Below are 12,898 nucleotides of genomic sequence, written 5' to 3' on the forward strand. Positions count from 1 at the left end.
TCAGCGGGGTGAAATATAATATGCCGCTCCGATGGAGCTTGATTTAACCAACGTATAATTATTTGCTATAAATATACCGCTCCGATGGAGCTTAGAAATATTAAATCCGAAATTTTCAATCTCGAAGATTTGTAAAAAGAATAAACCTAACAGGTTTTAAAAACCTGTTAGGTTTGGCACATATTGTGTTTGGAATTATTTTACCAGTTTATTTCTAGTTTCTCTCCTTTTTTCAAAGTGATATCTTGTTTTTTATCACCATTTATTAAGGTCGTTTTTCCTCCAGTTTTAGAAGAAACCGAAACTTTTTTCAGGATTTTATTTTCCCAATTCATTTCGATTTCAAATCCACCGCGGGCGCAGATTCCTTTTACAGAACCTGTTTCCCAAGCGTCTGGTAAAGCGGGTAACAATCTTATTTCGTTTTCGTCAGATTGTACCAACATTTCAGCAACGGCTGCGGCTCCTCCAAAGTTTCCGTCGATTTGAAACGGTGGATGGGCGTCGAATAAATTCGGATACGTTCCTCCTCCTCTTCTTGGTTTCTCGGTTTTCTTTCCGTCAGGATCGACGTATCTTAATAATTCGCGGAACATTTTGTAGGCACGATTTCCGTCCCAAAGTCTTGCCCAAAGATTAATTCGCCATCCTTTTGACCAACCTGTCGTTTCATCGCCTTTTATTTCAAGTGTTTTCTTAGCGGCTTCGGCTAAATCAGGTGTTTTTAATGGCGTTATATGATCGCCTGGAAAAAGTCCGAATAAATGCGATTGATGACGGTGTTGTGGTTCTTCGTCATTCCAGTCAAAATACCATTCTTGTAAATTTCCTTTTTTCCCTATTTGATATGGATGAAATTTAGAAAGTGCCGCTTGAAGTTTTCCTCTGAAATCACCATCGATATTCAAAACTTCTGAGGCTTTGATCGTTTTTTCGAAACATTCTCTGATCATTGCCAGATCTGCGGTTCCGCCATACATTGTTGCTCCAATAAAACCATCCGGTGCAATATATTTATTCTCTGGTGAAGTCGATGGCGACGTAATTAGATTTCCATTTTTATCTGTAATCATCCATCCTAAAAAGAATTGTGACGCTCCTTTCATTATTGGATAACCTTCGCTTTTTAGATAATTTTTGTCTTGAGTAAAAACATAATGTTCCCATATATGTGTACTCAGCCAAGCGCCTGATAATGGCCAGCAAGCCCAACTTGGATCTTCTTTTCCAAATTGTCCCACCGGATTTGTCATAGCCCAAATATCCGAATTGTGTGCAGATGCCCAACCTTCATTGACTCCGTAAAAAGTCTTTGCCGTAACTTTTCCGGTTACCGAAAGATTTTTTATAAAAGATAAAAGCGGTAAATGCATCTCTGAAAGATTGGTGTTTTCAGCCAGCCAATAATTTTCTTCCAGATTGATATTCATCGTATAATTACTGCTCCAAGGCGGATTTAAATGTGGATTCCATATTCCTTGTAAATTTGCCGGAACCCCCATAGTTCTTGAACTGCTTATCAGCAAATAACGCCCAAAATTGAAATATAAAATTTCTAAATTTTTATCTTCTTTCCCATCAGCGTAGCGCAATAAACGTTCATTTGTTGGTAAGTCCGGTGCGCTTGTTTTTCCTAGATCTAAAGTAACACGATTGTAGAATTTTTGATAATCGGTGATGTGAGATTCCTTTAATTGATCGAATGATTTTGCAAATGACTTGTTCAAATTTTGCAATGCAATTGCTAAATCATCTAAACCTTCTGTAGCAGGATTTTTGTCAAAACCGTTAAAGCTTGTTGCAACAGAAACATAAATAATTGCTTCTGTCGCATCTTTTAAGCTTAATGTTTGTCCGAAACTTGTAATTTTCCCGTCCGTTTTTTTGATTTGAACTAAAGTCGTAAATCTTGTTCCTCTTTCTTTTATATCAAGATATTTTGGTAAAACGGCATATCCGGCATTTTCGTGAATTGGCGCAAAACCAGTCATTCCCAAGATATTGCTTCTTACTTCGACATTTGATTTTAATAAACTCTTTAAATTAATATCAAAATTTAAAGCTCCTTTATGATCGCTTGTTAATTTGATGACCATAATTTGATCCGGAGCTGAAACAAAATATTCACGAGTGTATTTTATTCCCGCCATTTCGTAACTTACTTTTGATATTGCGTTCGAAATATCCAGTTCCCGATGGTAATTTATAGCTTTTCCCTTCTCCGAATTATTGATTTCTAATGTTCCTAAAGGCGCAAATGATTCGGAGTTTTTGCCTTCAATCTTTTTATTTAATTCATCTGCTAGTTTGTAGTTTTCATTTTTAAGCGCTTCCCGAATTGCCGGAATATTTTTGTAAGCTTCGGGGTTCATTTTGGCGTTTACGGGTTCACCTGACCAAAGCGTGGCGTCATTCAAATAAATCTTATCTGAATTGGCGCCGCCAAAAACGGTTGCTCCCATTTTTCCGTTTCCTAAAACCAAGCTTTCCTCAAAATATTCCGCAGGTTGATTGTACCACAAAACATGATTGGATTGTGCTACAGTTTTCCCATAGAAGGAGAAAAAAACGAAAACCAGAAATGTGTTTTTTATGAAATTTGAATTCATGTATTGTTTTTAATTTTGAATTATTTCCGCTTAAATATATGCCATTCCTACGGAACTCTATATTGACATTGTGAAATTTTCAATCAACGGATTAAAATCCGCTGCTACAATATTGATCGTTCCTCAGGAACTTTTGATAGAGCCTTCGGCTCGGATTATTTTGTAGGGATGGATTTTAATCGTCCACAACAGGATGTTTTTATTGTATTATCCTAACAGGTTTTTTCAACCTGTTAGGTATTATTTATTCGTTCCAATATTCCATATTATTATACCTAACAGGTTGAAAAAACCTGTTAGGATATCAAAACTAGTTTGCATGCGTGAGGGATAAGAGCAAATTACCGAAGTAATGCGGATAGCCCGACCGTATTTACAAAAGGCGCGCATAAGCGGTTCGTTAAATAGCGCCTTTTGTAAATATGGTCACGTCCAAATAATCTTCATCAACAGATTAATCCCGAAGCTTCGGGACATTGCTACAATATAGTTCGTTTCTCTAGACCTTTTTACATTTTTCGCATAACTTATTTACTGACTTTGTATATTTCGTTTGCCGTAATCATTTCCCAATTATCGGTTCTGAAAGGCGATGCTGGGAATTTTTCTTTATTGAAAAGATTAATTTCGGTATCGTCGTCTGCCCAACCGTAATGAACGGCAACGGGATTTTTAACTTCATCGCTTGAAACGATTATTTTGTTGTCTTTTATTATAGCTTTCGCGGAATGAAAAACTTTGTCGGCACCGGCGATTTCGAATCCTTTTACGTTTTCTGAATTATCAGAAGTTGATAATCCGGAACCGATATTATTGAAAGTAAGAATGATTTGATTCCCTTTTATTTCCTGAGATTTATAGGTTGGACCGCTAAAAACTTGCTTTTCCCCGTAAACATTATTCAGCGCAATTGCAGCTAAACGTAGTCCAACATCTTTTTTGTTGGTTGGATGAATGTCTTTTGCATTACCAATATCAGTTGTTACTGCCATTCCGGTGTTTGGTAATTTTAGAGTTTCGGATTGTGCTTCGCGAAGTTCTGCCCAACGGCTTCCCACTTTACTGTTGCCATTGAATTCATTGAAAGTTGATAATTGTACGAAGTAAAACGGAAAATTACCTTGCTTGAATTTTGTTCGCCAATCTGTAATCATTAACGGAAATGCTTTTTTGTATTGTTTGGCTCTCCAAACATTGGCTTCGCCCTGATACCACAAAACGCCCTGAAACGCATATGGAATTAACGGATTTACCATTGCATTGTATAATAATGACGGATAACTGTTTGGTGAAACCGCGATTTTTACCTGCACAACATTAAATTTCCAAAGTCCTTCGAGTGGTAAATTGGTGTCTTTGAACTGAATTTTCAAATCGGAGGGATCGCCGTAAATTCCGCCGCCGCCAGAATAATCTGCAATTCGAACTGAGATTACGTTTTTTCCTTCTTTCAAAGTTCCTGCGGGGATTTTATAAACTCTTAAGTCTTCCCAAATTTTGTTGGTTCCAACCTCAACTCCGTTTACATAAGTAATATCTTCGTCGTCAACTTTTGCAAGATGTAAAACGGCTTCACTTTTGGCTTGCTCAGCTGTTAAAGTTATCGTTTTTCGCATCCAGACAATTCCATCAATATTGCCAATTTGCTGATTTTCCCATAAGGACGGGACTTTTATTTCTCGCCAGTTTTTATCATCAAAATTGAATGCTGCAAACTGGTTTTCGTTTTCCATAGTAACATCAAAACCCTGAACTTTCTTTATATTATCTAAAACCGATTTTTTATACACTTCAAAAACAGCATCCATATCAACTTGAGGAACATCGGCAATCATAGTTTTAAAATCATTACTTTTTTGAAATGCTTCTCGGCTTGTCCAGGTTTCTACGCAGGTTCCGCCCCAGGATGTATTGATGATTCCAATTGGAATTTTTAATTCAGCATATAATTTCTTAGCAAAAAAGAAACCTACTGCTGTAAAATCGCGTACATTTTCTTTGTTGGCAACTAACCATTTCCCTGCTTTTAAATCTTCTTTTGGCAATCCGCTTAAATCTTGTGCAACTCCAAAATGACGAATCATTGGATAATTAGAATCGGCTATTTCTTTTTCGAAATCCAGATTTTTATACATCTGAAATTCCATGTTCGATTGTCCGCTGCAAATCCATACTTCTCCAACCAGAACATCTTTTATAACGATTTTATTTTTTCCTGTAATGATTAACTCAAAAGGTCCTCCGGCTTTTTCAGCGGATAGTTTAATCATCCATTTTCCGCTTTTATCCGCCTGAATCGTTTTGGTTTGTTTGTTAAAATGAACCTCAACTTTTTCATTGGCATCTGCCCAACCCCAAACTGGGATTTCTTTGTTGCGCTGCAAGACCATTCCGTCAGAAAACAGCAAAGGCATTCGCACATTTGCATTTGACATTATACTGAATATCAGAAAAATAAAAACTATATGTTTTTTCATTTTGTGTATTTTAAACCATATAAGTGATATAAGTAAATTTAAGCTTTGAACACAGCATAACTTTTAATTACTTATATCACTTATATGGTGAATTTAATATTTTTTATTGCAATCCTTCCATCATTGCTTTTAATGCCTGAGTATCGAAAACGGTATTATTACTCCGATCAAAAATAGCCGAACCGTTATTTCCAATTCCACCAGCATCCCAATAAAAAGGAAGCATTCCGTTTGCTTTTGCCTGTTTTACAACATATTTTAAATAATAAGCTCTTGATGCCAAATGCTGCGTCAATGCATCGCCTGTTAACGATGTACGTCTGATTGCTCCAAACTCACCTAATAAAACCGGAATACCTTTGTCTACAAATTGTGTTTTCATAGATTTGAAAAGTTTATCTACATCCGCTTCTTCTCCATAAGTGGCATTACGATCCGGATCTGTCGTCGAATGATAAGCCGCTCCCCAATAGTAGAACATTTTACCCCAACTTTGATCTGTATCCATTAAACAAAAATTATAAGGTGTATAAAAATGCACTTCAGCCATCATTCTATTCGCAACTTTATCTGTTGGCAATGTCAACATCAGCTTGTTTGTTTTTTCAATGTCTGTCGATGGTCCCTGCACTACCAAAGTACGATAAGCATTTTTTCCGCCTGTTGAACGCACTGCATCAATAAAGGTTTGGTGATAAGAAGTTAGAACTGACATTTGTGCTGCATCTTCAACCGCTGGTTCATTGGCACTGGCAAAAAGCAAATGCTCATCAAAACCACGTAATTGTGTTGCAATTTGTTCCCAAAAAGCTTTTTGTTTGGCATTGTTTTCTACTTTTTTGGCTTCGGTAATATTGTTTTCGAGCCAACCGCCGTCCCAGTGAATGTTTACAAGAACGTACATATCATTGTCTACACAATATTGCACGACTTCTTTAACTCTGTTCAACCAATCGGCTTTGATTTTGGCTGTAGCCGAATTTTCTAAATATTGGTTCCATGAACACGGAATTCGAACGGCATTAAATCCGTTTGCTTTTACGGCGTCGATTAGTGCTTTTGTAACTTTTGGATTTCCCCAAGCGGTTTCTCCGCCTGTTGCTTCCATTGTGTTTCCAATGTTCCATCCTATTTTAATTTTTGCCGCCAATTGAACTGCTGTACTTGACATTCCTGAATTGTCTGCAGCAATTGGATTTGTATTATAACTTGGATATAAACCAACAACCGCAACTCCGCCTGCCTGCGAAACTGTGATCTGAACTGAAGGAGCTTCACTTGAACTTAGGGTTAAAATAGCAGTTCTTGCTTCGGCAGTTGTATTCTCAGAAGCGGTTACTTTAACTATAACTGTTCCTGTAACTCCTGCTGACTGGCTTAATTGTATCCAGTTTGTATTTGATGGACTTGTAATTGTCCATGTTTTGACATTTGCAGTCACTTTTACAATTGCTTCACTGCTTTTACTCAAAAAATCAATTTTATTGATATCTGCACTCAGCGTTTTTCCGACTGGATTTGCATCATTTGTGTCTTTCTCTGAACTACACGCCCAAAGACTGAAAACCAACAGGCTCAAAATGGCACTAAAAAGGTAAGTATTTACAAAATTTTTCATCTTATTTGATTTTTTACTTGATTGTTACCGAGATTTCTTTTTTGATATCTCTTGAAGAATTTCCTATTTTCAAAGTATATTTTCCTGGTTCAATTGTCCATTTTTTAGCAGTTACATCATAATAGGCTAATTCTTTTACCGGAATTTTGATCGTTACTGTGTTTGAACTTCCCACTTTTACTAATGTTTTCTGGAATCCTTTTAATTCTTGAGCAGCACGGGTTATTTTTGAATCTGATTTTGAAGTGTACAATTGAACTACTTCTTTACCATCTACTTTTCCTGTGTTTTTTACATCTACAGAAACTGAAATTGTTTCGTTTTGAGCATATGTCGTTTTATCTGCTTTTGCATTATCAAAAGCAAAAGTCGTGTATGATAATCCATATCCAAAAGGATATAATGGTGTAATGTTTTTGGTGTCAAACCAACGATATCCTATTAAAATTCCTTCGGCATAGTTTACTGTTTTTCCTCCAGGGAAACTATTTGTAGCATGCGCAGGAGAATCCATAATGTTTTTAGGCATTGTCCAAGGTAATTTTCCTGACGGATTAACTTTTCCTAAAATTACATCAGCCAAAGCATTTCCTCCCTCTGAGCCATTAAACCAACTCCATACTAATGCTGAAGTTTTTTTGCTTACGGCGTCAATATCAAAAGGTGCTCCGGCAATCATAACTACAATTGTTCTTGGATTTACAGCCAAAACTTTCTGGATTAATTCTTCTTGTCCGAATGGTAATTTTAAAGTTCTTCTATCCGAAGCTTCTGTTTCGTAATCACGGTTTGAACCTGCAAATATGATCGCAACATCAGATTTTTTAGCAGCTTCTACGGCTTCTAACACTTTTGCAGGATCTAATTGATCAATTGTCACCGGACCATTTAAGGTGATGTCTCCCAATTTCCCTTTATTTTTTACATCGTAACGTTCTAAATATCCTTCGGCATAATTGATTTTTATGGATGATGGCAATCTATTTTTCAAACCTTCAAGTGGTGTAATTTCTCTTTTTGTTTTTACACCTGCACCAAATCCGCCTAAAGCGTTTTTCTTTGTAGCATTATTTCCAATTACTGCGATCGATTTTACACCGTCTAATTTTAATGGCAATGCGTTGTTTTCATTTTTCAATAAAACGATATCTTCTGTTGCAATTTTGTAAGCATCCTGATAATGTGCTTCTGTTGAAACACTTCCTTTAACACGGTCTTTGCTTTGGCTTCCCATTGCTTTTACCTGAAATAACGTGCGTAAAATTCTTTTTACGTGTTTATCCAATTCTGCTTCTGAGATTTCTTTATTTTTTGCCGCAGCGATTAATTTATCGGCAAGGAAAAATTCATTGAATGGTTTTGGTGTTCCCATTTCAATATCCAATCCACTTTCCAATGATTTTACTGTAGAATGTACCGCAGCCCAATCTGAAACTACAACACCTTTAAATCCCCATTCGTCGCGTAATATTTTGTTTAACATATAATCGTTTTCACATAAATATTCGCCTCTGAATTTGTTATAAGCCCCCATTACGGCATAGGCATGAGCTTCTTTTATTGCTGCTTCAAAAGCTGGCAAATAAATTTCACGAAGTGTACGTTCATCCATTCGTACATCGACAAAATCACGGTTTGTTTCCTGATTATTTGCTGCGAAATGCTTCACGCAAGCCATAACATCATTGTCTTGTAAACCAACAATTAATGGCACTGCAATTTTTTTATTCAAAAACGGATCTTCAGACATATATTCGTATGTCCTTCCTCCAAGTGGCGTTCTCACCATATTGATTGCCGGCGAAAGCAACATATCTTTATCTCTGGCACGCAATTCCTGTCCTACACTATTTCCAAAAGTATAAGCCATATCAGCATTCCAGGTTGCAGCCAAACCACCACCTGCAGGATAATAGGTTGCAAAATCATCTTTTAATCCTGCCGGAGCCCAATTGTCACGCGAAATTTCTTCACGAACTCCTAACGGTCCATCGGCCATTTTTAGTTCCGGAATTCCCAAACGTTTTACACCGCCAGACGTGAACATACTGTTTCCATGCAACATTCCGATTTTTTCCTCCAATGTCATTTGAGAAACCAGCTTATCGATTTCGGCATCAAATTCTGAACCTATTTCTTTGCCTTTGTATTCTTTCTGAACCGAATTCTCAGCATCAGAACCTGAACTTTGCTCTTCGCCTTTTTTACAAGAAGCAAATGCTACAAAAGCAATCGCTACTGACAGATATATAATTTTATTTTTCATGCTTAATAAATTTATTTTTAGGATTTAGATAGTTTTTTTTAGGGTTTAAAGCTTTACAAAATTCAATAAGAAAACATCATTTTCATTGATTTTAAAATCTTTATTAAAGGTTCCGTTTGCATTAATTGTAATTTTTTCTGCTGCAATCAAAGTTCCGTTATTTTTTTCTTTTATACTTTTTACTTGTTCTTTTGTAAGCTGACTTGGTTTTCCCATTGCTAAATAATCGGCGTAAGCGTCATTAACTTTATAACCAACTTTATATATTTCTAAAGTATAATTTCCTTTTTGCAAACCTTCGACTTCAATTTTTACAGTTCCTTTTGGTTTAGATGGTAAATCCTGAATATAATACGTTTGATTGTTTACAGAATCTCCAGGATGCGTGTTGGTAAAATCCCAAAATAACAACTGAACATTTCCTTTTCCATTTTTAGTTGCCCATGAAGAAGTGTCTTTATTTTGAAGTTCGGTTTCACCTAACTTATTCAAAAATGAATACGAGAAATAAGCCGGTTTTTTGATTCCCTGTGTGTTCAATAATCCGAAACCTCCGTGAAAAGGTGTGAACCTTGGTCCGGCTTCTTCAAAAATATCGGTAAAAACCCAATATGACATTGAGTTTGCAGCATTGCCAACTTGTTTTAATTTCTGAAGAATATACGCTGCTGAATGGTAACTATCGTGAATAGGATCTGAGGGCGTATAAGAAGTGCTCCATTCTGTATAATGCAACTCTAATTTTGGCTTAGCCGAATTTGAAATCTGATTACGTGAATTGATTACATCACCGCTTATACTGGATTCTTCTTTATTAAGAACTGTTCCTGTAGTTCCAAATTCGTCCAGAAATCCTTGTTTTACTCCATATGTATGTGTCGAAATAAAATCTAACGGAATATTATTCTTCACACAGAAATCTATTGTTTCCGGAACCCAAGCTGCGCCTGCTGTTGCAGGTCCGCCAACTTTGTATGCCGGATTTACAGATTTTATTCCACGTGCGGCATATTCATATAATTTAAAATATTCTGCCTGAGTTCCTGTCCAGAAACCCGGAGATAAATTCGGTTCGTTCCAAACTTCAAAATACCAGGTTTTTACTTCTTCGGCTCCGTAACGTTCTGTAAAATGCTGGGTTAAGTTCCGAATTAAATCTTCCCATTTTTTATAATCTTTTGGCGGAGTTACATTTCCTTTCCACCAAAAAATAGTTTCTTTTCCGCTTGCCAATGCTGATGGCATAAAACCCAATTCTACAAAAGGTTTTATTTTAATACTTAAAAGAAAATCATACAAAGCATCAATATATTGGTAATTATATTCGGGATTTCCTTTTGAACCTTCTCTGTAAACCGCCATATCATCAGACAATAAACCGTGCATTCTGATATATTTAAAATCACATTCTTTTTTGGTCATTGCCAATTGTTGCTGCCAGTCTGCACGTAAACCTTCGTTTGCTCTTCCAGCACCAATACATTCTTTGAACATGGTATTTAATGCACCCGAAGTTTTATTATAATCGACTTTTATGATTCTGTTTTGCGCAGCCGTATTTTGTCCAAACAAATTAATATTGATTAGACTTAGTAAAATAAATAGTATCGCTAGATTTCTTTTCATTGTAATTATTTCACATTTATTTTCTTATTCAGAAGAATGTTATCTGAAGCACTTCCAACCTGAATTTCAACCGAATTATTTTCTAATTCGAATTGCTGTTTAGCTGTATTCCAATATTCAAGATCTTTTGCTTTCAAAATCAAAGAAACATTTTTAGTTTCTCCGGCTTTAAAGAAAACTCTCTGAAATGCTTTTAGTTCTTTTTCGGGACGTTCTACTTTTGAATTTAATTGTTTTACATACAACTGAATTACTTCGTCTCCATCTTTAGTTCCTGTATTAGTAACTGAAACTGTGACTTTTACTTCACCATTCTTAGAAATTGTTTCTGAAGTGGTTTCGATTGAATTGTATTTGAAAGTCGTATAACTCAATCCGTGCCCAAAAGCATATAATGGTTTTCCTTTGAAATACATATAGGTTCTGCCATTTCGGATATTGTAATCCAGTAACTCAGGCAAATCAGTAATAGCCGCAACCCAAGTCTGGGTTAAACGTCCCGCAGGATTATAATCTCCAAATAAAACATCGGCTAAAGCTGTTCCGGTTTCCTGACTGTTTTGTGTCATGTGTACAATTGCCGGAACGTGTTCTTGTGTCCAGTTTATCGCATACGGAAAACTGCTAATCAAGGCTACGACCGTTTTAGGATTCGCCTGATAAACAACTTTAATCAAATCTTCCTGCTCTAATGTCAAAGATTGACGATCTACAGCTTCTTTTCCTTCACTTGGTACGGGACAATCTGCCCAACCTGCATTACAAACCGGATGATTTCCGACAATCACAATGACAACGTCAGCTTTTTTTGCTATTGAAACCGCTTTGCCATCAATATTATTTTTAGCGTATAAAATTTCAACATTGTTGCCTAATTTATTTTTAATTCCCTGTAAAGGAGAAATTGTGTAAGGTGGCGTTCCGCTGTACCAATCTAACAATACTTCATCTGCGTGAAGTCCGATTACGGCAATTGTTTTTAGTTTCTCTTTTTGCAAAGGCAAGAATTGAGCATCATTTTTAAGTAAAACAATAGATTTTTGTGTGGCTTCTAAAGCGATTTTTTTATGTGCTTCTGTTTTCCAAGGATCAATTGTATCTTTTCCTGTTCCAATTTTCGAATACGGATTTTCATTCGAAGTATCCAACATTCCCAATTGAATCATAACTCGGTAATCGCCGCGAATAACGGCATCAATATCTTTTTCTTTTAAATATCCATGAGAAAGTGCGCCATAAACGCCTTCCGTATATTCATCTAAAAACTGGTTGATTCCTGCTTTTATAGCTGCAGCCGCTCCCAGATATTTATCTGCGTAATATTTATGATCGGAAAGCAATAATTTGAATGCGCCTCCATCGGTACAAATGATTCCGTTTTGTCCCCATTCTTTTTGGGTAATATTTTTCAGCATTGGATGCACCATTGCCGGAATTCCGTTTACTTTATTGTAGGCCGCCATGTAAGCACGCGAACCTCCTTCTACAACGCCCATTTGAAAAGGCAATGCATAATATTCACGCCATAACCTTTCGTCAAAATCAGATGATGTATAGGTTCTTCCGTCTTCATTGCTATTCGCTAAAAAGTGTTTCATTAACGAAGCGGTTTGCCAATATTTTGGATTGTTTCCTTGTAATCCTTTTACAAAAGCAACGGTCATTGTTCCGTTAAAAAAAGCATCTTCTCCATAACTTTCTTCAGTGCGTCCCCAACGTGGATCTCTTGCGATATCAGCATTTGGAGCACGAACGACTAATCCGCCACGATGATATTTTTGAAAAGCATAGCGTGTTTCATAACCTTCAACCTGCGCTACTTTTTGCAGTAAATCAACATCCCACATTTCTCCTAAACCATAAGCCTGAGGAAAAGTTGTCGTTGTAATAGGTTGTTTATTTTTTCCGCCCCATTCTCCCGGTCCGCCAAGCGCCAAACCGTGTAATCCTTCTACGTGTCCTGTTCCTAAAACTCCCAATCTTGGTATGGATGGATTGGTGCTTAAAGCCTGAACTTTCTCATCAAGAGTCATTAAGGACAACAAATTATCAATACGCTTTTCAATATCTAATTTAGAATCCTGAAAAGGATATTGCTTTTGCTGCGCCAATATTAAATTGATCGACAAAAGAAAAACAATATGCAGAATGAGATTTTTCATTTAAAAAAATTGTGGTTATTTAGTAAAGACGCACAGCAGTACGTCTCTACGTAATATTTTTATAAATTCTATTTTTGAAATCTAATCGTTGTATTTAATAATACCTAACAGGTTTTAAAAACCTGTTAGGATAGCTAATA

The 12,898-nt window shown here is 36.3% G+C and carries 6 protein-coding genes; all 6 read right to left on the bottom strand.

The window, feature by feature from the left end; translation table 11 throughout:
* Window positions 1–200 precede the first annotated feature (200 nt).
* The 6 genes from EAH81_RS23735 to EAH81_RS23760 all read right to left on the bottom strand — a co-directional run bounded on the left by EAH81_RS23735 (window position 201) and on the right by EAH81_RS23760 (window position 12,758).
* Window positions 201–2,609: a glycosyl hydrolase family 95 catalytic domain-containing protein gene (locus EAH81_RS23735; RefSeq protein WP_140511487.1), complete on the bottom strand. Its 2,409-nt coding sequence runs from the start codon at window positions 2,607–2,609 to the stop codon at window positions 201–203.
* Window positions 2,610–3,136: 527 nt separating this feature from the next.
* The gene (locus tag EAH81_RS23740; protein ID WP_140511488.1) at window positions 3,137–5,086 is read right to left on the bottom strand and encodes a sialate O-acetylesterase; all 1,950 of its coding nucleotides are present in this window, start codon (window positions 5,084–5,086) and stop codon (window positions 3,137–3,139) included.
* Between the two features lie 103 nt (window positions 5,087–5,189).
* A complete protein-coding gene (locus tag EAH81_RS23745; protein ID WP_140511489.1) occupies window positions 5,190–6,704 on the bottom strand; it encodes a cellulase family glycosylhydrolase in 1,515 nt (504 codons plus the stop codon).
* A gap of 13 nt (window positions 6,705–6,717) precedes the next feature.
* Window positions 6,718–8,970, bottom strand: coding sequence for a glycoside hydrolase family 3 C-terminal domain-containing protein (locus tag EAH81_RS23750; RefSeq protein WP_140511490.1), 2,253 nt, complete (start codon window positions 8,968–8,970; stop codon window positions 6,718–6,720).
* A 45-nt stretch (window positions 8,971–9,015) separates the two neighbouring features.
* Window positions 9,016–10,596: a GH39 family glycosyl hydrolase gene (locus tag EAH81_RS23755; RefSeq protein ID WP_140511491.1), complete on the bottom strand. Its 1,581-nt coding sequence runs from the start codon at window positions 10,594–10,596 to the stop codon at window positions 9,016–9,018.
* 5 nt (window positions 10,597–10,601) lie between these two features.
* The gene (locus tag EAH81_RS23760; protein ID WP_140511492.1) at window positions 10,602–12,758 is read right to left on the bottom strand and encodes a glycoside hydrolase family 3 C-terminal domain-containing protein; all 2,157 of its coding nucleotides are present in this window, start codon (window positions 12,756–12,758) and stop codon (window positions 10,602–10,604) included.
* Window positions 12,759–12,898 lie beyond the last annotated feature (140 nt).

Source organism: Flavobacterium pectinovorum (assembly GCF_006438875.1).
Classification (GTDB): domain Bacteria; phylum Bacteroidota; class Bacteroidia; order Flavobacteriales; family Flavobacteriaceae; genus Flavobacterium; species Flavobacterium pectinovorum_A.

Bases quoted from the DNA above. Each gene is read 5' to 3' on its own strand.
- EAH81_RS23750 (WP_140511490.1), bottom strand. From the start codon at position 8,970: ATGAAAAATAAAATTATATATCTGTCAGTAGCGATTGCTTTTGTAGCA.
- EAH81_RS23745 (WP_140511489.1), bottom strand. From the start codon at position 6,704: ATGAAAAATTTTGTAAATACTTACCTTTTTAGTGCCATTTTGAGCCTG.
- EAH81_RS23760 (WP_140511492.1), bottom strand. From the start codon at position 12,758: ATGAAAAATCTCATTCTGCATATTGTTTTTCTTTTGTCGATCAATTTA.
- EAH81_RS23755 (WP_140511491.1), bottom strand. From the start codon at position 10,596: ATGAAAAGAAATCTAGCGATACTATTTATTTTACTAAGTCTAATCAAT.
- EAH81_RS23735 (WP_140511487.1), bottom strand. From the start codon at position 2,609: ATGAATTCAAATTTCATAAAAAACACATTTCTGGTTTTCGTTTTTTTC.
- EAH81_RS23740 (WP_140511488.1), bottom strand. From the start codon at position 5,086: ATGAAAAAACATATAGTTTTTATTTTTCTGATATTCAGTATAATGTCA.